At 43.4% G+C, this 26,723-nt stretch carries 23 protein-coding genes; 13 read left to right on the forward strand and 10 right to left on the reverse strand.

What is annotated here, in order from left to right; translation table 11 throughout:
• Positions 1-498: 498 nt before the first annotated feature.
• The 7 genes from ACXAFJ_RS03840 to ACXAFJ_RS03870 all read right to left on the reverse strand — a co-directional run bounded on the left by ACXAFJ_RS03840 (position 499) and on the right by ACXAFJ_RS03870 (position 8,909).
• Positions 499-1,407, reverse strand: a complete 909-nt coding sequence (locus ACXAFJ_RS03840; RefSeq protein ID WP_475321534.1) for an IS5 family transposase — start codon at positions 1,405-1,407, stop codon at positions 499-501.
• A 619-nt stretch (positions 1,408-2,026) separates the two neighbouring features.
• Entirely contained in the window at positions 2,027-2,185 is a 159-nt protein-coding gene (locus tag ACXAFJ_RS03845) for a hypothetical protein (protein ID WP_475321536.1), read from the reverse strand.
• Positions 2,186-2,222: 37 nt separating this feature from the next.
• Complete coding sequence (locus ACXAFJ_RS03850; RefSeq protein WP_475321537.1) at positions 2,223-2,951, reverse strand: hypothetical protein; 729 nt, start codon at positions 2,949-2,951, stop codon at positions 2,223-2,225.
• Positions 2,952-2,953: 2 nt separating this feature from the next.
• A complete protein-coding gene (locus ACXAFJ_RS03855) occupies positions 2,954-5,992 on the reverse strand; it encodes a VPA1269 family protein (protein WP_475321538.1) in 3,039 nt (1,012 codons plus the stop codon).
• A gap of 8 nt (positions 5,993-6,000) precedes the next feature.
• A complete protein-coding gene (locus ACXAFJ_RS03860) occupies positions 6,001-7,491 on the reverse strand; it encodes a tyrosine-type recombinase/integrase (RefSeq protein ID WP_475321540.1) in 1,491 nt (496 codons plus the stop codon).
• Positions 7,492-7,765: 274 nt separating this feature from the next.
• Positions 7,766-8,035: a hypothetical protein gene (locus ACXAFJ_RS03865; RefSeq protein ID WP_475321541.1), complete on the reverse strand. Its 270-nt coding sequence runs from the start codon at positions 8,033-8,035 to the stop codon at positions 7,766-7,768.
• Positions 8,036-8,111: 76 nt separating this feature from the next.
• Entirely contained in the window at positions 8,112-8,909 is a 798-nt protein-coding gene (locus ACXAFJ_RS03870; RefSeq protein ID WP_475321542.1) for an HAD-IIB family hydrolase, read from the reverse strand.
• Positions 8,910-9,044: 135 nt separating this feature from the next.
• On the opposite strand from ACXAFJ_RS03870, the gene ACXAFJ_RS03875 reads away from it, so the two are divergent.
• The 3 genes from ACXAFJ_RS03875 (at position 9,045) to map (ending at position 11,001) form a co-directional block, all read left to right on the forward strand.
• Positions 9,045-9,935, forward strand: a complete 891-nt coding sequence (locus ACXAFJ_RS03875; protein ID WP_475321544.1) for a helix-turn-helix domain-containing protein — start codon at positions 9,045-9,047, stop codon at positions 9,933-9,935.
• A 75-nt stretch (positions 9,936-10,010) separates the two neighbouring features.
• The gene (locus tag ACXAFJ_RS03880; protein ID WP_475321545.1) at positions 10,011-10,223 is read left to right on the forward strand and encodes a ParD-like family protein; all 213 of its coding nucleotides are present in this window, start codon (positions 10,011-10,013) and stop codon (positions 10,221-10,223) included.
• Complete coding sequence (gene map / locus ACXAFJ_RS03885) at positions 10,216-11,001, forward strand: type I methionyl aminopeptidase (protein WP_475321546.1); 786 nt, start codon at positions 10,216-10,218, stop codon at positions 10,999-11,001. The genes ACXAFJ_RS03880 and map overlap by 8 nt, the downstream gene beginning before the upstream one ends.
• Positions 11,002-11,136: 135 nt before the next feature.
• On the opposite strand, the gene ACXAFJ_RS03890 is transcribed toward map, so the two are convergent.
• Positions 11,137-11,517: a hypothetical protein gene (locus ACXAFJ_RS03890; protein ID WP_475321548.1), complete on the reverse strand. Its 381-nt coding sequence runs from the start codon at positions 11,515-11,517 to the stop codon at positions 11,137-11,139.
• 96 nt (positions 11,518-11,613) lie between these two features.
• On the opposite strand from ACXAFJ_RS03890, the gene ACXAFJ_RS03895 reads away from it, so the two are divergent.
• The 3 genes from ACXAFJ_RS03895 to ACXAFJ_RS03905 all read left to right on the forward strand — a co-directional run bounded on the left by ACXAFJ_RS03895 (position 11,614) and on the right by ACXAFJ_RS03905 (position 15,127).
• The gene (locus ACXAFJ_RS03895; RefSeq protein WP_475321549.1) at positions 11,614-12,516 is read left to right on the forward strand and encodes a LysR family transcriptional regulator; all 903 of its coding nucleotides are present in this window, start codon (positions 11,614-11,616) and stop codon (positions 12,514-12,516) included.
• The gene (locus tag ACXAFJ_RS03900) at positions 12,516-13,100 is read left to right on the forward strand and encodes a GNAT family N-acetyltransferase (RefSeq protein ID WP_475321550.1); all 585 of its coding nucleotides are present in this window, start codon (positions 12,516-12,518) and stop codon (positions 13,098-13,100) included. Before ACXAFJ_RS03895 ends, ACXAFJ_RS03900 begins: the two co-directional genes overlap by 1 nt.
• A 545-nt stretch (positions 13,101-13,645) precedes the next feature.
• On the forward strand, positions 13,646-15,127 hold the full coding sequence (locus ACXAFJ_RS03905) for a protein adenylyltransferase SelO (RefSeq protein ID WP_475321552.1): 1,482 nt from the start codon (positions 13,646-13,648) through the stop codon (positions 15,125-15,127).
• Here ACXAFJ_RS03905 and ACXAFJ_RS03910 read toward each other — a convergent pair.
• Positions 15,122-18,361 carry a hybrid sensor histidine kinase/response regulator gene (locus ACXAFJ_RS03910; protein ID WP_475321553.1) on the reverse strand — a complete coding sequence of 1,080 codons (3,240 nt, stop codon included), beginning with the start codon at positions 18,359-18,361 and terminating at the stop codon, positions 15,122-15,124. The two genes, ACXAFJ_RS03905 and ACXAFJ_RS03910, sit on opposite strands and share 6 nt — an antisense overlap.
• A 3-nt stretch (positions 18,362-18,364) precedes the next feature.
• Positions 18,365-18,562 (reverse strand): hypothetical protein, encoded by a 198-nt coding sequence (locus ACXAFJ_RS03915; RefSeq protein WP_475321555.1) that lies wholly within the window; start codon positions 18,560-18,562, stop codon positions 18,365-18,367.
• 205 nt (positions 18,563-18,767) lie between these two features.
• On the opposite strand from ACXAFJ_RS03915, the gene ACXAFJ_RS03920 reads away from it, so the two are divergent.
• From ACXAFJ_RS03920 to ACXAFJ_RS03950, 7 genes are all read left to right on the forward strand, one after another.
• Positions 18,768-19,496 (forward strand): response regulator, encoded by a 729-nt coding sequence (locus ACXAFJ_RS03920; protein WP_475321557.1) that lies wholly within the window; start codon positions 18,768-18,770, stop codon positions 19,494-19,496.
• A gap of 2 nt (positions 19,497-19,498) precedes the next feature.
• Positions 19,499-20,944, forward strand: a complete 1,446-nt coding sequence (locus tag ACXAFJ_RS03925) for an ATP-binding protein (protein ID WP_475321559.1) — start codon at positions 19,499-19,501, stop codon at positions 20,942-20,944.
• A gap of 153 nt (positions 20,945-21,097) precedes the next feature.
• Positions 21,098-22,342: an ABC transporter substrate-binding protein gene (locus ACXAFJ_RS03930; RefSeq protein WP_475324053.1), complete on the forward strand. Its 1,245-nt coding sequence runs from the start codon at positions 21,098-21,100 to the stop codon at positions 22,340-22,342.
• Between the two features lie 95 nt (positions 22,343-22,437).
• Complete coding sequence (locus ACXAFJ_RS03935) at positions 22,438-23,349, forward strand: carbohydrate ABC transporter permease (protein ID WP_475321560.1); 912 nt, start codon at positions 22,438-22,440, stop codon at positions 23,347-23,349.
• Positions 23,346-24,221, forward strand: coding sequence for a carbohydrate ABC transporter permease (locus ACXAFJ_RS03940; RefSeq protein ID WP_475321561.1), 876 nt, complete (start codon positions 23,346-23,348; stop codon positions 24,219-24,221). Before ACXAFJ_RS03935 ends, ACXAFJ_RS03940 begins: the two co-directional genes overlap by 4 nt.
• 3 nt (positions 24,222-24,224) lie before the next feature.
• A complete protein-coding gene (locus tag ACXAFJ_RS03945; RefSeq protein ID WP_475321563.1) occupies positions 24,225-25,337 on the forward strand; it encodes an ABC transporter ATP-binding protein in 1,113 nt (370 codons plus the stop codon).
• A 312-nt stretch (positions 25,338-25,649) separates the two neighbouring features.
• The gene (locus ACXAFJ_RS03950) at positions 25,650-26,645 is read left to right on the forward strand and encodes a TRAP transporter substrate-binding protein (protein WP_475321564.1); all 996 of its coding nucleotides are present in this window, start codon (positions 25,650-25,652) and stop codon (positions 26,643-26,645) included.
• Positions 26,646-26,723 lie beyond the last annotated feature (78 nt).

Below are 26,723 nucleotides of genomic sequence, written 5' to 3' on the forward strand. Positions count from 1 at the left end.
TCACAAACTAACATCTCAGGATTACGGATATGTGGATTCAGTTCGGTAGGTGGTATTTTTCATATTCTCAAATTTCACCTGTTTCTGGGTTGTTTTTAAGTAGAGAACTGTTAGGTAAAATGAGCTCGTTATTGCCAAGAGATATGAGTACCAATACGATTTTTATGGATTTTTGCGTATTTTATTTTAGTTACAATCGTAGCTAACAAAGCTCGTAGTTAGGCGATTATCATTTTTCAGGAATACCTACCTTTGTAATCTTTTATTCTTACGGAAGTTTAGGTAATTTAGGTAGCGTAATTGTTCAACTTATTTTTCGTACTGAACAGATTGTTTCAACGGAACTTGGCGTCTATGAGATGGAATGTTAATGATAGCCGCATTTCTATTACCTGTTCTCACATAAACCATAGGGCTTTTGGCAAGGGACGGATAGTTTACGAGGGCGTTGTTGATCAAATCAGCTTGAGGATCAACAACGCCGTAGATGACTAGCAGTTAGCCTCTTACGGGCATACCTAGTCTTATGACTTTGTTTATAGCTTTAACATTCGCCATAATTTCGCCCACTTGAGCGTTGTAACATCTCAAGCTCAGTTTACCGCTTGTGAGTTTTTTATATCGGGATATTGCAGTCTCAGATATTGAGCGATAGTGATAACCAGACTCGGATTTCCACTCCGCTATTCTTCCGTTTTTCAGAGCCTCTACGGCTTCATTTCTGGGATGCCCATCTTCCCAAAACGCTGCATTCTTACGAGGGGGTATTAACGGAGTACAACCTTTCTTTTTCAAAGTCTCGTGGCAACTTTTTGTGTCATATGCTCCGTCAGCAGATACAGCATCGATCTTTCTACGTAAAGGGTTGAGCAACGTTGGCAGCACTTCGCTATCACCAACATTGACCAGACTGACCTCGGCACTAATGGCTTCATGGGTATCTACATCAACGGCTAAGTGCAGCTTGCGCCATGTTCTGCGTTTTTCTGCCCCGTGCTTTTTCACTTTCCACTCACCCTCACCAAAGACTTTGAGACCAGTCGAGTCAATGGCGATATGGCGGATAGCCCCTCTCGATTTATTGCGATATTTGACCTGAACCGTCTTCGAGCGTTTACTGATACAAGTGTAGTCAGGGGACGTCAATTGTACGTTCAGTAGTTTAAATATCGAGTCGATAAAGCCTTGAAGAGCTCGTAACGGCAGAGAGAAGATACCCTTAATCATCAACGCAGTTTCAATCGCAGTATCTGAGTATTGGAAGCCTCTACCACGGTTACCATGATGGGTTTTGCATTGCCATGCATCAATGGCTGAGTCATCTATCCAGAACGTAACCGAACCACGCTTGCACAGAGCTGTATTGTACTCGGCCCAATTCGTTATCTTCTTTTTCGCTTTCCCCATGTCATCACCGCTCTTGCCATCACAAAGGATCAGATCGCAGGACTTGGAAAAGGTTCAATTGATTTAGGCAACAACGCCGTTTACGAGGATACCCATGTTCCTAGAAGACAGCGTCTTGTTTCGGTGGAATTTTCGGTGGTGCCAGTTTGCCATGCATCAAAGATGGGTACATGAAAAGGGTAGCTGAGCCCAGTTTAAACATAGAATTAATGACGCGTTAAAGTCTCTTAATGGCAGTAAAAATACGTGCTTAATTATGAGAACTGCCCTAATCGCTAAGTCACTAAACAAAACAATTGACCTGCTTGGTTTACTTCTATTGGTGAGCGGTCTCTTTATCAGTCCAAAGTGTCAGTTATTCACGATTGATTACAGCTTGGTTTAGGAAAAAAATCATTTGAGAACTACAAGCTAGATCATCCGCTCATAAAAATAAAACCATTTGTATTAAACACAGAATGTAAGGCTGTCAGTCCTGCGCCACTTTTGCCTACGATGTTTGCAGTATTTGAAGAGTTACTAGCGTTAAACATATGTTTAAGATTGAACTTTACGGAAAAACTCAACTACATACGATGTTCAATCAGAATCTCTATGTGATGAAAAAAAGTCTACAATTTTAGGCTCTTTCATCATAGTCGTCTTTATTTTCTAATTGTTCTTCAAGCCTTATTTTGATTTGTGCTAACTCTGTATACTCTTGATCACCGCAGATTCCGGTCATTTCATTTTCTACTAAATGTAAAAGTATTTTTATTTGATAACCATTTAGTTCCATTGCGCCTTCTCCACTATTCAGTTTATCCTTCTATAAATCATTTAATGAGTTTATTGGGAAGCAGCTTTTCAAGAACATCCTTGAATCCGGGATCTGAGACGACTGTATGTTTCCTAAGTGGTCGTGCTGCATAAAGTGTCCCTTCATCATTAAAGTAAAACTGGCCACATTGACCATCCAAAAAATTTGTCAGAATCTCTACATCTAAACTATTAAGCTGTGGTGAGGGAAGATTAAGTTTGGAGTTTTGGTCCGAAGGCGGTACAACTTGGTTTGGGTAGACCGCTGGTAACTCTCGAAGCTCGCGTATTGCGGCGTTTTGCTTGCTCAGAGAAGTCATCTGACCATACAAAACGGAAATCTTGTACCGTAATACAGGATCAGCAATATTCAGTAGGTCATCTTCAGTAATAAAAGGGTTGGGTTTATTTACGCTGGTAGCTTGTTTAGTGCTAGCTAAAACAGCAGCTTTAAGCCCTTTTTTTTTTCCCTGAGCAACTTTAATCCAAGCGTCAATTAAAATAGGGTAAGGGTTTTTACCAGCTCTTCGGTTGTAGATTGATTGCTCAGAGATGAGAGTTCCATTGCTAGCTAACGCCTTAACCACTGCCGGAACCGATGGGGATCCGTTTAATCCCACGATTTTTTCGCAGATATCTTGAATACTCTTAAGTGTAGTTTTTACTTGCTCTCTACGTGTAGTTCCCAAAAGCTCTTCAAACAACTTATTTACATCATTACTCGTTATTACGTCTTGTTTTTTCATGTTTAGTTCGTTTGCTCAGTTCGCTGTTCAATTAAATCGTTAGGAATATCAACTGGGAATACCTCTAGAAGTTCCTTTTCAAGTCCAAGCTCTGATAGCTTGGTTCGGCCATCTTTTAGAAGTTGGAGAGTCCTGGAGTCTACTTTTGTTACTAAAAGCTTTGCGAAAGCGTCTGCAGATATCTGCTTCTCCTCTTTTGTTAAATTCATAAGCATCAGGGGTTGATGTCCATTTCTTAGTAAGATTTCATCCATGAACATGTCACGTTCGCGTTCAAAATCGATGTTTCGTTCTTGCTTATAGAAGCGACTTGCTTGAATGACGAAATCCAAGCTTTGGAAATTGTTTGGCGCCTCGACATAATCTATATCAAACTCTGAGTCGCTATGCATTAATAGAGTAGGAGCATCATTCATTTGAGCACTATGTTTCTCGGCAATAGGAGCATTAGGAAGTTTTTTCACTTTCTCAATTAGGTTATGTGTTGCGTGTAACTCCATAAAAACATTGTCAAGCTCAATCGAATACTTTTCATTTAAAGTCTGAGCCTTTTTGATCTTTGCGTACAATTGCGAAGATACTTCCTTGCCATCTTGAATCAGAACCTTGCGCTTCACCTTCAGGATTTGTTCCTCTTGCTGGGAGTCACTTAGAACGTTCGAAATCTTCTCTGACTTCAGAATCAGAGAGTTGCCATGAACCCAAAGCTCAGTCAACCAAGGCAACCCCGTGATAAAGTGACGACACATCACACAGTTTTTATCTTCAACAGGCAAATAGACCGCTTTTGATTTACCACTTTTACGGACACAATCACCACCGTCATGACATCGGGTACCATTATATGGACACAAACCTAGATTTGTGCCGTCCCACAAAGAGGCGGTGCAACGGGACACCTTAGATTTTGCACCATCAATTGCATCCTCAGAGTTATAGGCGGCATATTTCGCAACCTGATCCCAAGCTGCGTCTTTCAACCAGTTTTGAAAGCTCTTCTGGTACTGAAGTTCTATATCACGACTGGCTTCATTTAGGACTTCACTAATGTGGCGCGGATGAAACTTTTGATAGTAGATTGTCATTAAAATACTTTTGTGACCTGCTACAATCTTACTCAAAATCTCAATAGGAACCCCTTGATGGGCAAGAGAGGTCAGCCCGGCAACTCGCAGACCATGAGGTGTATAGAGCGCTTGCTGAGGGGCGTTAGTGTACTCGTTACGAGATAGAATAATTTGACAATTTACACCTTCTTCTTGTAAGCGTTTTTCCAGCTCGGCCATTAACTTAACCCAGAACTCGTGCAGCATACGATTTGTTGGCGGCATTTGACGATTGCCATTCTTAATATTTTTAGCTGAACGGAATAAATAGAATCGGTCCGGTATGGAAGCCATTACTTTTTGCGAGGGGTCATCTTCGAAAACGGTAATTGGAATGTCTTTATATTGAACAGGTGCAGTTACAGGGTTATGCCTTTCTTGCCAATTCCTTAATTCGTCAAAATATTTGATAACATGAGGGTTTTTCCATGGAATTTCATAACCTGACTTTTCGCTATAGCCGACTTTTTTATCAGCCGTTTTATTGGAATTGATATATAAAACAAATTCAGGATTTAAAATACCATTGATTAACTTCCTTCTGAATACGCCTCGATTCGTAACTTTTGCACCAATGTTCTTCCAGTAATTAGCAAGCTGGTGGGTGTTTTTTACCCAAGTGTCGGCCTGAGCGTCGTATCGCCACATATCGCCTTCGCCAGAGTCAAGGCGTAGTACTTGAATTTTTCGCAGAGGAATTTCAAGCATCACTAGATACAGAAATGTAATGACAGGGATCCAAACAGGATCACCGCTTTCGTCAACAATACTTTTATTGTACTGAGAAGTGATGGACTTAGCCCATTCGTAATCATTTTCAGTCAGTATTTCTTTTAGCTTAAGAACCATCCACAAAGGAGGACTTGGCTTCGATGACTCGCTTAATTTGATATCACTATTGTTTTCACTTCCATGCAATTGAATTACTTGGTTTATTTTGTGGTTACTCAAAATCGGGTGACCCAGAGTTACTAACTCACCATTTTCATCTGTGTCCGACATATAAGTCGCTATATACCAATTTCCGAAGGAATTCATCCTACTTATTGTTTTGATTAATGTTTTACTGGTGATCTTGTTATTCTCTACAAGGGTGTTTAACCAACTGTAAAACTCTTCACCGCGGTATTTTGAAAAATATAGTAATGGATCATCAGGAAAGTGGTTTGGGTCATCTGACGCATATGTCTCTTCAATGAAATCTCGCATTTTTGTAGCGCAATCTTTAAAGCTTTTGGTGGAAAAAGCATTTTTTGCATCTAAGAACTCAAGCCAAGAATCGACCCACTTTTTCATGTGTTTGTCAGGGTTCGCGAACAGATCTCTCGTTCTATCGTTAGTGTCAGAACGTTGAACTTCAACACATTTTACGTAGTCGTCGATTTGAAAGTGATGATCGAGGCAGAGAGCCATAGCTCGCAAAGCCTTGCGAACTTGTGGATTGGTGTCTTCATGCCATCGGTTGTTTTCAGTTCGAATTGGGAGAATGAACTTCTTAAATATGTCGACTGATATCTCGGAAATTGAGCTTACATTATTGATATATTGAAAAAACGCTATAGATCTGTGGAAATGACTATTTGCTGACCTACGGCCTTCTTCACTAACAACATTGCCATTGAGATTTAAGTTGTCATGAATGATGCTCAACTCATTATGTAAAATCGAGACGCTTGGTTTAGTGAATTGACTAGCATTGAAGCGGTTATTATTTCCAAGATTTTGATAGAAAAAAAGACTATTAATTTTTACTTTACCATCTTTAGCAAGACGCTTTAAGGTGGCCATTCCTTTTTCATGAGCAGATATTGCTTCTAGACTTTGTTGAAACTTAGGTACAAAAAACATAGCGCTGATAGTAGCTTGCTCGTAATCACTTACAGACTCACAAAACTCAATACCTTTCAATTTTTGAGTACTTTCGGAAGTCATCATCTTTATCCTTAGATACCACTAATCTTAAATTTGTTTTCCACAGGATGGCCAATGGAATACCTACTAAGGGTTGCTCTGATTTTCTCTGCAGATATATCTTTGTAGGCTTCTTGAGAATTGATGCTTCGCTGGCGTAAGGCTTTTTGTATCATTTTGGGAGGCACCCCAAGATCTGTAAGCGCCTGTGCAAAGAGATGGCGAAGTGAGTGAGGGTTCATTGCTGCATCTCTCCCACGGGGAATTCTTTGACCCAAGTATGATTCAAGCCGATAAAGTGCTTTGTCAAAGCTTTTATCAAATTGGCTAATTGAATATGGAGCACCTGCGTAACTCTCGCCAGTTCTATGGTCTACACCTGTGGCTACAAATAAAAAAGGATGGTCGTGACCATGATTTTTTTGATAGTCCAACATTAATTTGCTCCTGTACGATAGATATATAGAGTACATAGAAGAGAATAGTGCTTCTGCTGATTCGTGTAAAAAATATACGTCTGCATGATATGACTTTTTGTCTACAGCAAGTTTTTTCCATCCAGCTTTGAGTGATTTAGGGTTATTTGGCTTGTGTCTTGGCAGGATCCCTCGTTCCTTAAGGTACTGAGCTCTAGTCTTAGGTCCTTCACCAATTAAGTTTACTTTCGCTAAGCTAGGGTGAAAAAGCTTAACTTGGCATTTAAATTCACTGGTAGGATAGATGTCGTTAAACCACAAGTGCAGTGGTTCACTTTTTCTCATGCCTCCGAATAGAAGCAGTAAGGTAATCATTTTTGCAGTAATGTCTTCGCGTTCAAAAGGATCAGTCGCTAGAGGGTTTTTTACAAATCCATACTCAAAAAGTGGTACGACAAGTTCCACAGGGAAGCTTTTAGTTTCAGATTCAGCATTGATGTATGATTTGGAGTCATCTTCGAACTCATATCCGAATGTCCGGCGTGTCTCAATCAAAGCTTCAGCAACCGTATTTGGGTTTTTGGCGTGCTCCATAAAGCTTTTACTAATAATGTTTCTTGCAGACTTTAGTAGAGATAGAGTTAAATTTTCTGTTGAGCTAAACGACTGTAGGAATGCAGGCTCATTCTTTGGCTGTTTCTCAAACTCTGATATCCAATCAATGAACGTCGAGAGGGAAGACCTTAATCTTTTTGCTTTATCTAAACCAGTTGGTGCCCAATAGAGACAAGTGGGGTCTTTACCATCGCTTCCAATTGTTCCGTTTTCAAGGCTAGACATGAAACTGCGAAGCTGCGTGTACTGATCAACATCAATTTTACGCTGGGCGGTGCAGTAATCATAAAACAAGCCCACTGAACGCGTGACGTCACGCATCCATGTGTCACTTCGAGAGGGATATGCAAGAAAATAAGAGACTAGTGACCACATGACCGTATGACCATTTTCTGTTTCGAGATACAACACAGGAAACGCTGTAGCTGGGCTAGTTGCCACCGTTTGCTTCACAACAAAATGATATCGACCTGTAGGAGCGAATTCCTTCATCCATTTCTCTTTATTCTATGATTTATGTTAATGGTAACTTTGGTTAGGGGGTAGCGCAATTTTGATTTTGAATTCCAAATTACAATGATGGTGACTAAATTAACTAAAATATCGGTTAACTGGTAATTATAGGTAAGTTAATTGTAGGGTGTTAAACGAGCACGTCCCTTCTAAGGATGTGGTCGTAGGTTCGAATCCTACAGGGCGTGCCATTATTAAAAACCCCAGTACCTTGTGCTGGGGTTTTGTCGTTTTGGCCCTTGAACGACAAAAACTAAAATCTGTCATGAGGGTGGGTTAACTGATCGGCTTGTTTTAACCTCGACAGCATGTTTTCACGGCGAAGGTCCAATATCTCATCGATAAGTTTTTCTTTTGCCGTTAATCCAAAATGCTCTGAGTAGTTTTTCACTTTCGCGATTTCATCAGAATGTAGACGGTACACTTCTACCTTAAGTAGAGCCTCTGCTTCGCTCTTAATTAGCCCCTTACCCTGAAGTGTTCTGATTATTTTTCCGTCCAACGGGTTGTCTTTTCTAGCCATTCTCCATCTCCAAGTGAAGCGCGACGCATATTGTTCGAAATTACGTCGCATAACTTAGAGCTTCTTTGTTGCAGTTCTATGGCAGTCTATTCAATTCCATTTGACTTAGGTATTGGTCGATGCGTTTTTCATCGACTTTGACATGCTGTCTTTCAAGCAGAATTTTATCTCCCACTACGTGAGGCCACTGGCAGCGGTTCAGCATTTCGATATCGTTATGGTCATTGCCAAAGCAAGCGGTCTGCCTCCAATCGATACCGAATTTTTCTAATGCTGTTGCTTTGTTTGTGGTCTCTTCTTGACTAGGCACAATATCAAAGCTGCCTTCACCTAAGTGGTGATAAATGGCGTAGCCAGTGATTTCACTTTTGACGAACTGCTCGATAATTGAAAGCTGCGAGTAATCCAGAACAATCATCTTGGTTACAGGCTGCGCCATCATGTCTTGTACTGAAACTTGATAGTTTTTCACGGAATCAAAACGTTGATGGAAGTTATCTGGCTGGCTTGATAGGCAAAATTGCATCACTGAGTCTGCGACAAAAGGAATCTTGTTGCTTTCTAAATACGCTAACAATTTTGCGGAAGCGTCAATTGAAAAACTCTGATACTGGGTAACTTGTGCCCGTTCGCTGATCATAGAGCCATTACACCCAATGATGAGTTGTTTGGTCAGTGATTCTGGCAGCAAAGGTAGCGTGTCTCGAAGTGGCCTTGCTGTGGCAAAAATTACCTTGTGCCCGTTCTCAACCAAGGTATCGAGCGCCTGGGCGATCTCTGTTGCCAGTGGTTTATTGTGGAAGACAATAGTGCCATCTAGGTCGAAAACATAATTTAGTGATTGGTTTGCTGAGTGGCTTACTGAATAGCCCATTGAATTACCTATTGAATCGTAGTTTGAGGCTTAATATGTATTTGCCATTTTAGAGAGAGATTTAGTTTGTTTTGGCAGTTATGGCTCGAAATATGGTAGTTTGGGCCCAACTCAAAGTTTTCATTCAAAACCCGTATGGCCAAGCTACAACGCATTCAATTTGATCCGAATACCTGTATTCGTGTTCATCATATGACAAACAGACCACCAATTTTTGACTGGCATAAACACGACTGTTTTGAACTGATTTTAGTTTGCTCAGGCGACGCACAGAAAAACGGTCTTGGATTAGCCGATAACAAATCGGGTAGAAAGTACTTGGCTAACCAAGTTTCAGATATTGTTGAGCAAGAGTTGGTTATCATTCCTCCTTATGTAGAACACACGTGGGACACTGAACTTACTGCTGAACATGTTGTGGTGGTATTGCTTGATAAATCATTTTTTGATTGTTCATTGCCTGAAATTGGTGAAGCGATTCAGTGGTTATCTCAACTGAATAGTGTGATTTCTCTCAGTGCTAGTAACTGGAAAAACGAAACTGATTGGTACGAACAAATAGTAAAACCCTTAATCCAATTAAAAGTACAAACCGCATTAGAACGTTTGATAACGGTAATGCGTGTGGTAAACAGCTGTGCAGAGCATGCACCGCAAACTTCCAGTTCGACAAACTCGTTGTTAGCGACAGATCAAGACTTTATTCAGCAAGTGATGTCAGCAATATCTGATGTTACGGTCCGCACTCTTGCCGATTGCGCACTACAGTTAAACGTCAGCCAATCAACCCTAAAGAGAAAGCTCAAGCAAGAGTTGGGACAGTCCTATTCGCAACTTAGTCGTCAGATCAGAGTCGAGCGGGCGCAAAGTCTGTTGGCAACAACGAATCTTCCGTTGGCATTGGTGGCCGAACGATCCGGCTTTACCAGTGTTCGCGCGTTCAATTTAGGTTTTAAGCAAGCCACGGGCGTAACGCCTTCAAAGTATCGAAAGCAAAATCGCTGGCGAAGTATACGCAGTAGTTAAAAGTATCTAATTTATTGTGTAATGAATATGTTTTATATATGATTTGTATATAGTTTGAAGCTGCGAGTCAAAGACATGGGTATTGTTAAAATCTCAGATGAGTTACACGAAGAAATCCGCAAGGTAAGTGCTGTGATGGAGCGTTCCATCAACTCCCAAGCCGAATTTTGGATCAAAGTTGGCATGGTTGCTGAAACCAACCCGACAATGAACTTCCAACAGATAGTGGCGCAAATGCTCGAGTGTGCAGATTTGAAAGGCTTACAGTGTGAGACATCCGATGCCTAAGCCTGAAATCACGATTAAAACCAAACAAGAGCAAGCATTGATGCGTGAGTCGGGCCGATTACTGGCGCAGGTTTTTGTCATGCTTGATGGTTTTATCAAACCTGGCGTGAACACCATGCAAATCAACGACAAAGTTGAAGACTTCATTGTGAATGAGCTTAATGCCCGCCCAGCGAGCAAAGGCCAGTATGACTATGAATTTGTGCTCAATAGCTCAGTCAATGATGTGGTTTGTCACGGCATTCCAAAAATCAGTCAAACACTAAAAAAGCGAGATATCGTTAATATTGATATTACGTTGGAAAAGAATGGCTTTATTGCTGACTCAAGTAAAATGTTTGTAATGCCTGATGCGCCACCACTGGCAAAAAAGTTGGTAGCGGAAACGTATCAGGCGATGTGGCTTGGCATTAAGCAGGTAAAACCGGGCGCGACGCTCGGTGATATTGGCCATGCCATTCAGTCATTTGCGGAAGGTAAGGGTTACAGCATTGTCCGCGAATATTGTGGTCATGGCATCGGTCGAGAGATGCATGAAGAACCTAGCGTGTTGCATTATGGCCAGCCGGGTTTAGGTGAAGTACTTCGCGAAGGTATGACATTCACCATTGAGCCAATGATTAACCAAGGTAAGCCGCAGACTAAGTTACTAAAAGACGACTGGACTGTGGTTACCCGTGATAAAAAGTTATCGGCGCAATGTGAGCATACGATATTAGTAACAAAAGATGGTTATGAAGTGCTCACGCTTCGCCCAGATGAAAACATCCCAGTTTGATTCAGACTGAAAACAAGCAAAGGCAAAGTTATCTCAAAACTTTGCCTTTTCTTACTACCTTGGAGTAATACCTTGAAGCATTACCTTGATTTAACGCCTTGAATTAGCGCCAAAATATGAAACTAACTTAGTGGTTTAACTGAGCCACAGAAAAATCAGAGCACTGCCCGATAGCGCTTCAAGCCATCCCAAAGCTTTCATTTTTCCCTGACAAGCGTGTCCGTGCAAATAAGACAAGACTCTCGCCATAGGTTGAGAAAGTAATAAAGCTGCGACCGCTAGATGCAATTCGTCGGATTGCGTCATTGCTGCCCAACATGCAATACCGGCTTTAGCAGTAAACACGCCAGCGTAGATCGCCATGAACTCATTGAATCCATCTCCGCTCAGTTTTCCATAGCCAATAAACTGAGACAGACTGTGTGGTTTGAACCAAGTCCAGACCGCAAATAGTAAAAACGTCGCGGCAATAGCAAAAAGTAGCAGTGATGAGAGAAGAGGGGTTGTCTCTTGCATAATCCGTTTCCTGAGCGTGAGTTGATTAAGGTGTGGTTCACGGTATCACTGCAAATTTGCAAATATAATAGCCAAAAATCCAAATCAGTTTTGCGTATGAGCAATAATAAAATCAGTCCAACGCGTATTACAAACCTAGATCACCTAGCCGATTTTGTTACGGTAGGGAAGCTAGGTAACTATACGCTGGCGGCGGAGCACCTTGGCGTCCCTGTCAGTACTATCAGTCGCAGAATTCGAGCGCTTGAGGCCCGGCTTGATACGCGCCTATTTGAACGTAATACTCGACACGTCCGGTTGACGCAATCTGGCTCAGAATTGTTAGAGCAACTGATGCCCTTGATTTCGGATATTCAAGATGTCACCCAGAATATTATTCGAGGTGAACAAAATCTGTCAGGGTCGATGACGGTCAGTGTATCGAGCTTTGTTGCCGCAAATGGTGTGACTGATTGGACTTTGGAATTTATGCGTTTACATCCCGAAGTTCGGGTTCAGTTGTTGATTGGCAACGAGTTTGATTCCTTGTTTACTCAACCCATTGATGTTGCAATTCGCAGTGGAGAACTCGCCGACTCAAGTCTTATTGCCACCAAGTTATGCGAGCCAAAATTCACGATTTTTGGCTTGAAGGCATTGCATCAAAAAAACGTTAGCGATTGGGACGGTATTGCTGCGACCTCTTGTTGTGTGCCTAACCATTGGCCATCAAGCTGCCAGCTCAAGAAGCAAAGTAAAACCAAAAGACTGGAGTTGACGACGATTGCGATGGGCAATGCACCGGAGCCGTGTTATCGAGCGGTAGAGTTGGGTATGGGAGTGAGTCTTGGCCCAAGGTATTGGGTCAATCAACAGAGTCACCTCATTGACCTGACACCCGATTGGAACGTGCAACAGCCGACCAGCTTGTATGCGGTTTATCCGAGTAGGAATCACCAACCGACACGATTGACCCAATATATATCCTTTCTCAAACACAAAATGGAGAATATTTACTGATGGTTAGGCCCACTAAGGACGCTGACTCTACCAGCAAAACTCGCATCATTGAGACAAAGCGGTTAATACTTCGGCGCTGGTGCAATGAGGACCGTGAGCCTTTTGCTGCCATGGGGCAAGACGAAGAGGTCATGCGCTATTTTCCTTACTTGTTGGATAAAACTGAAAGTGATGCTTTGATCGATAGATTGGAATCTCTGATTGAAACTCAAGGTTTTGGCCTTTACGCAGCGGAAGTGAAAGCGACGGGTCAATTTATTGGCTTTGTTGGATTTATTGTACACCCGCAAGAATCAGGTTTGCCCAATGCACCTTTTACCGAGATTGGTTGGCGGTTGTGCCGAGAATCTTGGGGCAATGGTTATGCACCCGAAGCTGCTAGAGAAGTGCTTAAGTACGGATTTACTGAACTAGGCTTTGAAAAAATCTATTCGATGACGGCGGTTGCAAATATTGCTTCACAGAGGGTGATGCAAAAGATAGGGCTACTCAATCAAGAACCTAATTTCATGCATCCCAAATTGGCAGACGGTCATTGGCTTAGAGAACATGTGTTGTATAGTCTAAAAAAACAACAATGGTGATTTTTGTAATAGGTTGTTTATCAATAGTATTTTTCTATTTCCAATGATTCGAGATTAAGTTTTTTATGGTTTTTTACACTAAGGCGTGAGTTTGTCATAAAAGGTTCATAACAATATTTTTGCCAAAATCCTAATTGTTCACGATAGTTTAATAAGATTGTCATAAAACTCAGTTAGCTAGTTTAGATCGGATAGCTGTTTAATATTTTTGCAATCTTAATCGCACTCTGTTCTATCACTGCCATTAGGAGACACTATGCAGCATCAAGAAATGATTCAATACAGTGAGTTTGGGCTGATCAGTCGCACTAGCTTATTTGCGCTAGCGACGTTAATTGGTTGTATGATCGCCCTGTAACCACAACGCTATTCCAGCCGCGCAGCGAATCTTCCGCACGCGGCCGGGCCTCGAATATCCCGCTCGAAATTCTGTTATTCCTATTTTTTCCTATTCCTGTTTTTACAAAACAGACTAAATGCACGTAAGACGCGTTGAGTCCCAACTTTTGGGTATAATGTCGTTATCATGCTTAAACAGGTTTCTAATGAAATACTCGCCGATAACGTCAACCCGATTTTTAGGTTTGTCGAAAGTCTTCTATTCCCAAGTTTCTCCAACACCATTAGTTAATCCACGTTGGGTGAGTTGGAATACTGACTTAGCGAGTGATTTGAACCTACCTGTATGCCCTGACAAAGAACCTCATATGTTGGATGTTTTTTCGGGTCAAAAAGAGGGCTTTGGGTTTCGCCCGATAGCGATGAAATACACTGGCCATCAGTTTGGACTTTACAACCCGGATCTTGGTGACGGACGCGGATTGCTACTTGGTGAAATTCAGACTCAAAATGGCGACTGGTTAGATGTGCACCTCAAAGGCTCCGGTCAAACACCGTATTCACGCTCCGGCGATGGTCGCGCCGTATTGCGCTCAACCATTCGCGAATACTTGTGTGGTGAGGCGATGCAGGGTTTGGGCATCGCAACCACTCGAGCCCTTGGCGTGATTACCAGTGATACCCCTGTTATCAGAGAGCAACAGGAGCAAGCGGCAATTTTAGTGCGCACCGCTAAAACTCATATTCGCTTTGGACACTTCGAGTATTGTTTCTACACCGAGCAATTTGATGCAATGCGCGAACTCGCCGATTCGGTAATTGATTGGTATTGGCCACAGTGTAATCAGGCGTCTAAGCCTTATTTGGCAATGTTTGAGAACATTGTCGAACGCACCGCGTCAATGATAGCGCAGTGGCAATCAGTCGGGTTTACTCATGGTGTAATGAACACAGACAACATGTCTATTTTGGGGGAAACCTTCGATTTCGGTCCGTTTGGCTTTTTGGATAGTTATGAGCCGAGCTTTGTTAGCAATCATTCTGACTACGAAGGCCGATACGCGTTTGAACGGCAACCCAGTATCGCCCTTTGGAACCTTACCGCATTGGCGCACGCGTTGACGCCATTAATAGAAAAAGCAGACCTTGAATTGGCATTATCTAAATACGATTCCTTAGTATCCAAACAATACAGTGCACTGATGCGACAAAAGTTGGGTTTGCAATCGAAATACGAAGGGGATAGTGAGCTATTCGAACAGATGTTCAATCTTCTCGAGGTTAACCAAGTTGACTACACCTGTTTTATGAGAGCACTCAGCAGTTTGGATAGAGAATCAGGCCAGAGTGTCATTGACCTTGTTCAAGACCAACAAGCTGCAAACAATTGGCTAGCCAAGTATTTGCAGCGCTGTCAGCGAGAAACACATCAATCGGGAGAATGGGCAGGGAGCCCAATCACTGTTGAGCAACGCTGCCGTGCGATGCGCCAAGTAAATCCCAAATTTATTTTGAGAAATTACCTAGCTCAGCAGGCGATTGAACAAGCAGAGCAAGGTGAGTATCAGATGGTGGAAGACTTACGGTTGGTATTGTCAAAACCTTTTGAGGAGCACGCTAGATTTACGCAGTTTTCCAGGCCGCCACCAGAGTGGGGAAAACGGCTGAGGATTAGTTGCTCATCATGAGCCTTGCGACAAGCTCTGTTTCCACTCAACCAATTTAGACACTAATAGTCTTTTGTTTATGGGTTTAGTTAAAAAGTCGTTCATACCCGCGGCGTAGCAAGCTTGTCTATCACTTTCCATGGCATTGGCAGTGAGGGCAATAATGGGCAAGGTTTGAGCTTGTTCGCCTACCGTGCCACTGCGAATTTGCATACTCGCCTCAAAGCCATCCATTTCAGGCATTTGGCAATCCATTAAAATCATATCGTAGTTGCTGTTAGATTGAAGCGTATCAAGCAGCACCTTGCCGTTATCGCAGATCTTGTATTTGCAGCCAAGCTTATTGAGCATGCCAGATATTACCACTTGGTTAACGCGGTTGTCCTCTGCAATGAGAAGATTAAGTCCCAATTCGTTCGAGTCATCCGAGAGTGTTGCGTCGTCTAAGCCTGATAGATAGTTATTGGTAACGAGCTCGTTGTCTTCAAAGTCTTCACTGCTCACGACCGAAAGCGCTTTGTACAAATCAGTTGTGGTAAGGGGCTTAAGTAAATAGCCGCTAAATCCAAGTTTTTTGTAGTTACTGATGTCTTGGCTATTGTCGAAGGAAGTCATCATAACAAACTTGCTGTTTTGGCTACCCGGCTGTTGGTGGATGACACTGCTAAAGGCTTCGCTTTCATCGATCGACATATCGATAAGCGTGATATCAAAGCCTTTTTTGTGTTTATCTAGACACTGCCGACAGGCTTCAATTGCTTGCGCCTTGTTTTGCGCACTGTAGGTATCAATGCCCCAATGCTCTAATTGTTTGATCACAATCGTAGTGTTCATCTGATTATTATCGATCACTAGAACATGCAAATTTTCAATGTCCAATGTGGGCACTGAGCTGGTCGATTGCTCAGATTTTTCGACCAGAAGGTCAAAATAAAATATGGTGCCGGTGCCGACTTCACTGACTACATGGATATCCCCATCCATAAGATGACAGAGCTTTTTGACAATGGCGAGGCCTAGCCCTGTACCACCGTACTTGCGGGTTGTGGAAGCATCGACTTGCTCAAACTTGTCAAAGAGCTTGTTGAGTTTATCTTCGGGAATACCGATTCCGGTATCTGAAACGGAAGCTTCCAGTTGCCAGTGACTAGTGGAATGTTCGGACAAGCGAGCTTGAATAACTATCTCACCGCTTTCGGTAAACTTAATGGCATTACCGATCAAGTTATTGAATATTTGCCGAATTCTCGCGCTATCGGCCATGATACCCGTTTGTTTGATGCCCACTGTATCTAAGATAATTTCCAAATTTGGGTTTTGGGTGTTGGCGGACATACCCTCGCACAAGTCTCCTAGCATTTTAAGGAGGTCAAAATGATGGTTGTCGAACTCCAACTTGCCCGCTTCAATTTTAGAAAAATCGAGGATGTCGTTGAGTAAGGTCAGCAATGAAATGGCACTGGTATGAGCTAAGTAAGCTTGATGCTTTTGACTGGCATTGAGTCGATTATCCATTAGGAGGTCAAGCATGCCGATAATACCGTTCATCGGCGTGCGTATTTCGTGACTCATAATAGCCAGAAACTCACTTTTCGCGGCTACGGCTAGCTCGGCTTTCTCTTTGGCTTCTCTTAACTGTTTTTCAACGAACTTGCGGTGAGAGATGTCTTGGACAATACCGGAAAATATGGTGCCTTCAGCCGTGTCGACCGATGCAATAGCGAGATTTATCGGGAAAAACTCGCCACTTTTCTTTTGGGCAGTTAACTCGCGTCCCAATTGACCCATTTTACCTCGGTGGCCAATAATGTGGCCTTTGCGAGTCTGTAAGTATTGCTCCAAATAACCTTGGTGCTGGCTGGCAACCTCATTAGGCATGAGCAGTTCGACGTGATTGCCAACGATTTCCTCGGGTTTGTAGCCAAACATGGCTTGTGCTGCCTGATTGAAGCTGAGCACATAGCCACTCGAGTCAATGGTCACCATGCCATCGGCTGCAGTATCGACAATGGCTTGTAGCGTTTGTAAGGTCTCGCGGTGTTTTTCCATTAATTGTTGTTTGGATTGCACTTCTTCGTCAAGACTGTGAACAGACGTTGTTGTGCGTTTAAGTTCGCCGGTCAACTCATTAATGGATTCAGCGATAGATTGGATCTCGTAGTCATCGTACTTGGGAAGCTGATAACTTAGCCCTCGTTGTGACAACAATTGGATATGCCTGTTCAGGCTTTCGATTGGACTAATCAAGAAAATATGCAGGACTTGGTAGTTGGTCACTATTATAAGTAGCGCACATGCCAATAAGCCTAAGTTAAGCACCGAGGTGATTTTGGATAGGCCAGAAAGTGCTTGGTCTTTATCAAAAGTTAGGTTGAGCTCTAATGGCATTGCGCCAATAACAAGAGTTTTTGAAAGCTGAATGTCGTTGTTTAACAAGCCGTCGTTGATTTGGTCACCAATTGCAGTATCGGTGTCTTGCTCAAAAGGGCTTTGGGAGGCTTGACCCTCCATGCCTTCGCCCAGTCCTTTGGCATCGATGTTGATGCTAGGTAAATCACTTGATCTGAGTTCTATACCAGTCAGCGGGTAGCCTGCACCTGTTAATCTTTGATAAGTATTATTAAGAAGCTCGCTCATCTGTTGACGCCAATCAATCGACATTAACAGCCAGCCATATAGTTTTTGCTCTTCATAGAGGGGCGCTAAGTACCATTGCGATGTAATCGAAGCAGTATTCGCTGAAGGAGTTAATTCTGAAGCTGAGGTTTTGCTAGTAGAGATGAAAGGGTCAACAACCGGGGAGCTAATTTTGATTTCTTCCCGCAGTAATGGATACAAATTGGCAAAGTCTCTGACGTTAGACCCATCCCAATGTTGGGTAAGGTTTGGAGCGAACTTTTCAGTATTCACAGCGTGGGTAAAGACAAAACCGTCAAAGTTAATAACCAGCAGATAGTTGATGTATTCTGAACTTTCAATAACCCGGTTAAGAGAGTTTTGTAATACGGCCGGATCCTGATTCAGTATCGCCTTTGATACGCTCTCATTGATTGCTTTGACTCGGATGACCGACAATAGCTCGTCGTCTTGTTCTTCAATGACACCTTCTATTAGTTCCAGGGTTCCAGACAGCTGGGTCTCTATGGTGTCGGTTAGCTCTTTCTCAGCGGTATGCTTGACGTAAATCGCCGTCGCCAGAAATAGGGTAGTCGTAATTAGGATAATGGCTGCAGTTACTTTGTTAGCTAGCTTCATTATTTATTGGGTATGGCCATTGTGAGCGAGCGTCATAGCGTGCTGACTATGTTCGGTAGCTAAAGCGAAGACCTGAATATCATCCCGAGAGCCAACAGGCATTGCATTTGCACTGGTAAATACTCCGGACGCTAATAAGAACAAGCCAATGATGGTAGCGTAGAGAAAGCGACTCAGTATCTTAATTTCGGTGGGTGTCACATCCTGCCCTTATGCCATGTGATGTCATTTTTAGTTTAGTAAGAGTTGGAAAATTTGCTCACAGTTGGCAGAGAAATATTTCGTAGATAGCTGAACACAAAAGAATTCCAAGCGATCGTGCTCAAAAACCGCAAAGAAAGTTGTGCTGGTAAACACGGCTTAGTCGTACAATTGTTGGTAGATGTAAACGAAATGTTGGAAAATCATGCAGGCCAAATTACTCGTTGTCGATGACGATAAAGAAATTCGGGATTTGTTGAATGAGTATTTGACGTCAGCAGGCTTTGAGGTAACGACGGCGTGTGACGGCGTTGAATTGCATGATCGATTGAACAAAGTTGGTTATCCGGACCTAATTTTGTTGGATGTCATGATGCCCGGGGACGATGGGTTTACTCTGTGCCAACAAATTCGACGCCAATCTGATGTCCCTATCATTATTCTTACCGCTGTTTCTGATGACACTGACCAAATTATTGGCTTGGAAATCGGCGCCGACGATTACATAGCAAAACCTTTTAATCCTAGGCACCTTATGGCGCGGATAAAAGCCGTTTTAAGACGGGTGCAGTTAGAGGGGAATAAGCCCGACAATAAACCGAGCTTAGATATTGTCTTTGGAGATTGGACGCTAAACACCATGTCTCATCAACTTCGTCATTTGGAAAATGGCGAGGTACACGACTTGTCCTCCGCCGACTTTAGTTTGTTAATGCTGTTTTTGTCCCGTCCTAATGAAGTACTGGATAGAGACACCATTTGTCAGGTAACGAAAGGCCGCGACGCTTTGCCTTTTGAGCGTGGTATTGATGTTCAACTGAGCCGGTTGCGACAGCGTCTGGGCGATAGCGGCCGCTTCCCGCACTACATTAAAACCATGCGTGGCAATGGTTACATGCTGGCCGTACCCGTTTCCCATGAAGGTGGTCGATAGTTGTGAAGCTGCCTAGGTTTTGGTTCCCTAAGTCTTTGGTTGCGAGAACCTTAGGCTTGACTGTATTAGCCATTGTTGTCGCACAAGGTATCGCTACGACAATTTGGTACTACGACTCCAAAAATAAAGAAATAGAGGGCATTCGCTCTGCTTCTGAGAGCATGGCCAATATGTTCGCCTCGACTGCCAATTTCTTTCAATCTCTGCCGGTTGGCTTTCGGCATATTGTGCTGGATCAGATTCGCGATATGGGAGGTACGCGATTTTTTGTTTCTTTTAATAAAGAAGCGCTTATTGTCGAGCCAATCCCGGATACCAGACTAAAAAAGGCCTCAATGTCGGCGGTTCGATCGGTCTTGTTGGATAAGTTACCTAAAGCAAAACAAGTACTGGTCGATTTTTCTCAGCCCGACAAACTGCGCCTACTTCGCAATGACTTGTTTCTCGACGATCTACCTAAATCTTGGGCACATCATACTTTAACGTTAAACCCAATTGACCCGCCAGTAATGGTGGCGCAAATTGAGTTGAATACCGGTGAATGGCTCTATGTAGCGGCATTGTTACCCGCACCTTATCTCACGCTAGACGATCGTTTGCTTAATCGAGAGCAGTGGATGTACTTGCTGATTTCAACCAGCATTTTGTTAGCGCTTACTTACTTCCTTATGAGGCGGCAAGTTAAACCTCTCAAGCGTTTAGCCAATGCGGCCAACGCGGTAAGTATGGATATTGAGCAAGCACCACTTGAAGAAGAAGGTGCGGAAGAGCTAGTGACTGCCACCCGTGCTTTCAACCGGATGCAGCAACGAATCCATCGCTATGTTTCCGATCGGGAACAATTGTTTTCGTCTATTTCACATGACCTAAAAACGCCAATTACCCGCTTGCGTTTGCGCAGTGAAATGTTGCAAAACGAAGTAAAGCGAGAAAAATTCAATCAGGATCTCGACGATTTGGAGTTAATGGTGAAAGGCGCACTGCAATGTGTGCGAGAAACGGAGCTTCACGAAAACAATGCCTATATTGACTTGGTTGGTATGGTGATGACCATTATCGAACCCATTAACCAGCAAACGACTAGGCTTGAATTAATCGCCAACGACATCCCGTCCATAGTGGCTAAACCTCTAGCTATTAAGCGTGTTTTAAGCAACGTGATAGATAATGCAGTCCAATATGGTGAACGCGCTACTATTACCCTAGAGTCTACACAAAGCTGTGTCATCGTCAGTGTGCTCGACAATGGTCCCGGTATCCCCGAACACAAACTTGAGCAAGTTTTTGAGCCTTATTTTCGATTGAGTAATGATGGGAAAGGGCACGGTTTAGGACTGGGCATTAGCCGCAACATTATGCACGGGCATGGTGGAGATCTCATTTTATCTAATCAAGCCGGTGCTGGTCTTAAAGTTGAAATCCTTATTCCCACGGCCCTAGAGGTCTAATGTAACAGTAATGTTACGTCAAGATTACTATTTGTTGCATTCTTTTGTAATCAGCTAGTTACACTTCCATTGAACGTGAAACAAACAACTGAAGCGCACAACATGTGCAAATCGGTGTTTAGATAAACATGGAAGATAACAATGAAAACCAAATTGAAAATGAACAAATCGCTACTTGCTTTATCCCTAATCGCGGCTCCATTTACACAAGCTGGTGAAGTGGAAGTACTTCACTGGTGGACTTCTGGCGGTGAAGCCAAATCGGTGGCGGTACTAAAAGATATGCTCGAAGAGCAAGGCCACTCGTGGAAAGACTTTGCTGTTGCTGGTGGCGGCGGTGAAAGTGCGATGACGGTACTGAAAACGCGTGCTGTTTCAGGTAATCCACCATCGGCGGCTCAAATCAAAGGTCACGACATCCAAGAATGGGGTGACCTTGGCTTCCTAACGGACCTTGACGACGTTGCACAAAAAGGGAAGTGGGACGATGCTGTGCCTTCATTGGTTACGGACATCATGAAACACGAAGGCAAATACGTAGCAGTTCCCGTCAACGTGCACCGCGTAAATTGGCTGTGGGCAAACCCAGAAGTGTTTGAAAAAGCGGGTGCAGAGATTCCGGTAACTTTGGGTGATTTCTTTAAAGCGGCAGACAAAATCAAAGCTGCTGGATTTGTACCTCTAGCACACGGTGGACAACCTTGGCAGGATGCGACTGTCTTTGAAGTAGTTGCGATGGACGTTCTGGGTAGCGAAGACTACGTGAAAGCGTTTGTTGAGCTCGACATGGACGTGCTTAGCGGCGACAAAATGGTAGAAACTTTTACTCAGTTTAAAAAGCTACGTAACTACATTGACGAAAATGCTCCAGGGCGTGATTGGAACGTTGCAACATCAATGGTTATCAATGGTGAAGCGGCAATGCAAATCATGGGTGACTGGGCGAAAGGTGAGTTTAGTGCTGCTGGCAAGCAACCAGGTAAAGACTATGTGTGTGTCGCAGCACCGGGCACCAATGGCCAGTTTGCTCACGTAGTGGATAGCTTTGCCTTCTTCGAGCTTGGTAACGAAGAAAATAAAGGCGCACAAAAAGCACTTGCCGCAACCATCCTACAGCCTAAGTTCCAAGAAGTATTCAACTTGAACAAGGGTTCAATCCCAGTGCGTTTAGATATGGATATGTCTAACTTTGATAGCTGCGCATTGGATTCAATGGTGGCGTTTAAGTCTACATCTGAAAAAGGTGGTTTGGTTCCATCAATGGCTCACGGTATGTCAACGACTAGCTATGCTCAAGGTGCAATCTTTGACGTAGTGACCAACTTCTTTAACGACGACAATGCAAGTCCACAAGAAGCAGCTCAAAAACTTGCAAAAGCTGTAAAAGCGGCAATGTAAGACCCCCAAGAGGACTGGCTTGTAGGGAGCCAAGTCCTCTATTTTCACCCTAGTAAGTTGATGGATACAAATTTGTATCCAATAAGGAAGTTCTTATGGAGCAAGTGATCACTCGCTCTGCCCCCAAGCCCAGTCTTACTGACCGTCTGCAACATTGGTTACCCAAAATTGTTTTGGCTCCTACCATGTTGGTGACAATTGTGTGTATCTACGGATACATAGCTTGGACCGCAGCGCTGTCTCTGACCAATTCACGTTTTTTGCCCAGTTTTAAATTTGTCGGTTTTAACCAATATGAAAAACTAATGGACAACGACCGTTGGTTAACCTCGATTTCTAACCTTGCCATCTTTGGTATTCTGTTTATTGCCATTGCTATCGCATTGGGCGTCGCGTTGGCAATATTTCTCGATCAGAATATTCGCCAAGAAGGTGCTATTCGTACCATCTACCTCTATCCAATGGCCTTGTCTTTTATCGTAACGGGTACGGCATGGAAATGGATTCTAAACCCAGGGTTAGGTTTGGAAAAACTCATGCAAGATTGGGGTTTTACCAACTTTGAATTCGATTGGTTGGTGAATTCTGACATGGTGGTGTACACCTTGGTTATTGCCGCAGTTTGGCAATCGTCTGGATTTGTGATGGCGATGTTTTTAGCCGGATTACGCGGGATTGATTCGTCAATTGTAAAAGCAGCTCAAATTGACGGAGCGAGCTTGCCAACGATTTACCTAAAAATCATATTGCCGTGTTTGCGTCCGGTCTTTTTCAGCGCAGTGATCATTACCTCTCATATTGCCATTAAGAGCTTCGACTTGGTCACCGCGATGACTGCGGGCGGACCGGGCTACTCTTCAGACCTTCCGGCACTGTTTATGTACGCTCACTCATTCACGCGCGGACAAATCGGTCTAGGTGCGGCCAGTGCCATGATGATGTTGGCGGGTATCTTGGCGATTTTAGTCCCGTATTTGTATTCCGAACTTAGGGAGAAGAAATCATGAATAGTGCTGTGCGTTCTTCTTCTGGTATCAACCTTGGTCGCGTATTTATCTATAGCGTGTTGGTCTTTTTCGCATTGATTTACCTGATGCCGCTATTTGTGATGATCTTAACTTCGTTTAAGTCACTGCCAGATATTAAAGCAGGTAACTTGTTGTCCTTCCCTCAAGAGTGGGTATGGGATGCATGGGCTAAGGCGTGGGGCAGTGCCTGCACTGGAGTGAAATGTGAAGGGGTGAAGGGTTATTTCATCAACTCTTTGCAAATGGTAATTCCCGCCGTGGTCATTTCCACCTTAGTTGGCGCGTTTAACGGTTATGTTATTTCAAAATGGCAGTTTAAAGGCTCCAACTTGTTTTTCAGCTTGATGTTGTTTGGCTGTTTTATTCCTTTCCAAGTGGTACTTCTACCGATGGCAGCGACACTAGGTAAGCTAGGGCTCGCGAATACAACCATTGGTCTGGTCTTGGTCCACGTGATTTATGGTGTGGCGTTTACCACTTTGTTTTTCCGCAACTTCTACGTTGGCGTGCCCGATGAACTCGTCAAAGCTGCGAAGTTAGATGGAGCAGGATTCTTCACGATATTCTTCAAGATATTACTGCCGCTTTCGTTGCCAATCATCATGGTGACCGTGATTTGGCAGTTTACCAATATCTGGAATGATTTCTTATTTGGTGTGGTGTATTCCGGTTCGGATACCCAACCTATTACTGTCGCACTCAACAACTTAGTGAATACCAGCACTGGTGTGAAGGAATACAACGTAGACATGGCAGCAGCCATTATTGCCGCTTTGCCAACATTGCTTGTCTACGTATTAGCAGGAAAATATTTTGTTCGCGGCTTAACCGCGGGATCAGTTAAGGGATAAGTCATGGCGACATTACAACTCAATCAAATACGCAAAACCTACCCGAAAGCCGAACAAGAAACCTTGAAAGGTATCGACATTCAAATTGAGTCTGGCGAGTTTCTCATTCTTGTTGGGCCTTCCGGATGTGGTAAGTCTACGTTAATGAATACCATAGCGGGTCTGGAGGATATCTCATCCGGTCAAATCGTGATTGATGACATCGACGTATCTAACGTTGAACCCAAAGATCGTGATATCGCGATGGTGTTCCAGTCATATGCTTTGTACCCCAATATGACAGTGCGCGACAACATTGCATTTGGGCTAAAAATTCGAAAAATGCCAGCGGTTAAAATCGAAGCTGAAGTGAGCCGAGTAGCGGAAATGCTGCAAATTGATCACTTGTTAGACCGCAAGCCTGCGCAGCTTTCAGGTGGCCAGCGTCAGCGTGTTGCAATGGGACGTGCTTTGGCTAGACGCCCTAAGCTCTATCTATTTGATGAACCACTTTCTAACTTAGATGCCAAGCTTCGAGTGGAGATGCGCCATCAAATTAAGCGCTTACATCAAAAGCTGAACACCACCATTGTCTACGTGACCCACGATCAGATTGAGGCAATGACGTTAGCAGATCGTATTGCAGTGATGAAAGATGGAGAACTTCAGCAATTAGGTACGCCAAATGAAATCTATGCCAAACCAAACAATATGTTTGTGGCGGGTTTTATGGGGTCACCTTCGATGAACTTCATTAAAACACAGGTTGACCTCAATGAAGATGATCAGCCAATTATTCGAGTCACGGGAAATGGCGATCAACAGCATCAAATCAGATTGCCTGAGAGTATGCGTGAGCACGATGGACGAGAGTTAGTGATTGGACTTCGACCTGAACACATCAGCGAAATGAAGTCGGAAACGGGTGAGGCTACGACAGCACTCGATTTGCAAATTGAAGTTTTGGAACCAACGGGTCCAGATACTATTGCGATGATCGAAGTGAATGGACAAGAAGTTGCGTGTCGATTGTCGCCTGAGATGGATGTTCAAGTGGGTGAAACGGCTACTTTGCATTTTGACCTGAATCGCGCGGTATTCTTCGACGCTAATACTGAGCAGAGAATCGATTTCTAGCTCGACTTCAAACACCTTGCACTAGATTTTTATCTGGAAAGCGAACGTTTTCAGGCCCACCAAAGGTGGGCTTTTTTTGTATACCCATGTTTGTGTGCATAGGCCACAAATGCCCCATTTCGCAAAATATTTTGGGTCATTAATGACCCAAAATTTATGGCAGGTTTGTCTTTTCTTTCTCTTTCCTAAGCGTTATTTGATTTAACATTATGTTTTATAAGGTAAATAATTATTTTTTACGTGTTGGCTTAGTCCTTGCGTTGTGAATGTGACCACCTAGTGAAGGGTGCGAAATTTAACAAGGAGAACAACATGCTCAAGCCTCTTACTCTACTTTCAGCTGCGATTTTATCTGTGACCAGTTTTACTGCTGCCGCCAACTGTGATCCAGGCGAAACCGTTATCAAGTTCAGTCACGTAACCAATACTGACAAGCACCCTAAAGGCATTGCGGCGTCTTTGCTCGAACAACGCGTCAACGACGAAATGAATGGTAAGGCCTGTATGCAAGTCTTTCCAAACTCAACTTTGTACGATGATGACAAAGTACTAGAAGCTTTGTTGAATGGCGACGTACAGCTGGCAGCTCCGTCACTGTCTAAGTTTGAAAAATTCACTAAGAAGTACCGCATCTTTGACTTACCATTCTTGTTTGAAGATGTGGCTGCGGTTGATCGTTTCCAAAACTCTGAAGCGGGCGACAAGCTGAAAAATGCGATGAAGCGTCGCGGTCTGCAAGGCTTGGCGTTTTGGCATAACGGCATGAAGCAAATGTCTGCCAATGTACCTTTGATGCATCCAGATGACGCCAAAGGGTTGAAGTTCCGTGTGCAAGCCTCCGATGTTTTGGTTGCGCAATTTGAGCAGCTTGGTGCAAACCCACAAAAAATGTCGTTTAAAGAAGTGTATGGTGGGTTGCAGACTAAGGTTATCGATGGTCAAGAGAACACTTGGTCCAACATCTACGGCAAAAAGTTTTTCGAAGTACAAGACGGTATTACCGAAACCAACCACGGTATCCTTGACTACCTGGTCGTGACTTCAAATGATTTCTGGAAAGGTTTACCGGCTGACCAGCGTGATCAACTAGCCAACATCATCCGAGAAGTAACCGAAACTCGTAACTCTGAATCTAGCCGCGTGAATCAACAGAACAAAGATTACATTGTTGAAGCTGGTGGTGTGGTTCGTCAACTGTCTTCAGAGCAACGCGAAGCTTGGGTTGACGCGCTTCAACCTGTGTGGAAAAAGTTCGAAAAAGACATAGGTGCTGATTTGATTGAAGCAGCACTTGCCTCTAACAAATAACTACTACAGCTCGATGGTTGGCATTAGCCGTTGGTTTTGGTAGTGCCAACTATTGTAAACGCCGGATGACATTTTTTC

The organism is Vibrio sp. ABH4_348 (assembly GCF_056159765.1).

Bases quoted from the DNA above. Each gene is read 5' to 3' on its own strand.
- ACXAFJ_RS03855 (WP_475321538.1), bottom strand. From the start codon at position 5,992: ATGATGACTTCCGAAAGTACTCAAAAATTGAAAGGTATTGAGTTTTGT.
- ACXAFJ_RS03920 (WP_475321557.1), top strand. From the start codon at position 18,768: ATGCAGGCCAAATTACTCGTTGTCGATGACGATAAAGAAATTCGGGAT.
- ACXAFJ_RS03840 (WP_475321534.1), bottom strand. From the start codon at position 1,407: ATGGGGAAAGCGAAAAAGAAGATAACGAATTGGGCCGAGTACAATACA.
- ACXAFJ_RS03910 (WP_475321553.1), bottom strand. From the start codon at position 18,361: ATGAAGCTAGCTAACAAAGTAACTGCAGCCATTATCCTAATTACGACT.
- ACXAFJ_RS03905 (WP_475321552.1), top strand. From the start codon at position 13,646: ATGAAATACTCGCCGATAACGTCAACCCGATTTTTAGGTTTGTCGAAA.
- ACXAFJ_RS03895 (WP_475321549.1), top strand. From the start codon at position 11,614: ATGAGCAATAATAAAATCAGTCCAACGCGTATTACAAACCTAGATCAC.
- ACXAFJ_RS03950 (WP_475321564.1), top strand. From the start codon at position 25,650: ATGCTCAAGCCTCTTACTCTACTTTCAGCTGCGATTTTATCTGTGACC.
- ACXAFJ_RS03865 (WP_475321541.1), bottom strand. From the start codon at position 8,035: ATGGCTAGAAAAGACAACCCGTTGGACGGAAAAATAATCAGAACACTT.
- ACXAFJ_RS03935 (WP_475321560.1), top strand. From the start codon at position 22,438: ATGGAGCAAGTGATCACTCGCTCTGCCCCCAAGCCCAGTCTTACTGAC.
- ACXAFJ_RS03890 (WP_475321548.1), bottom strand. From the start codon at position 11,517: ATGCAAGAGACAACCCCTCTTCTCTCATCACTGCTACTTTTTGCTATT.
- map (WP_475321546.1), top strand. From the start codon at position 10,216: ATGCCTAAGCCTGAAATCACGATTAAAACCAAACAAGAGCAAGCATTG.
- ACXAFJ_RS03860 (WP_475321540.1), bottom strand. From the start codon at position 7,491: ATGAAGGAATTCGCTCCTACAGGTCGATATCATTTTGTTGTGAAGCAA.
- ACXAFJ_RS03880 (WP_475321545.1), top strand. From the start codon at position 10,011: ATGGGTATTGTTAAAATCTCAGATGAGTTACACGAAGAAATCCGCAAG.
- ACXAFJ_RS03940 (WP_475321561.1), top strand. From the start codon at position 23,346: ATGAATAGTGCTGTGCGTTCTTCTTCTGGTATCAACCTTGGTCGCGTA.
- ACXAFJ_RS03870 (WP_475321542.1), bottom strand. From the start codon at position 8,909: ATGGGCTATTCAGTAAGCCACTCAGCAAACCAATCACTAAATTATGTT.
- ACXAFJ_RS03845 (WP_475321536.1), bottom strand. From the start codon at position 2,185: ATGGAACTAAATGGTTATCAAATAAAAATACTTTTACATTTAGTAGAA.
- ACXAFJ_RS03850 (WP_475321537.1), bottom strand. From the start codon at position 2,951: ATGAAAAAACAAGACGTAATAACGAGTAATGATGTAAATAAGTTGTTT.
- ACXAFJ_RS03945 (WP_475321563.1), top strand. From the start codon at position 24,225: ATGGCGACATTACAACTCAATCAAATACGCAAAACCTACCCGAAAGCC.
- ACXAFJ_RS03900 (WP_475321550.1), top strand. From the start codon at position 12,516: ATGGTTAGGCCCACTAAGGACGCTGACTCTACCAGCAAAACTCGCATC.
- ACXAFJ_RS03875 (WP_475321544.1), top strand. From the start codon at position 9,045: ATGGCCAAGCTACAACGCATTCAATTTGATCCGAATACCTGTATTCGT.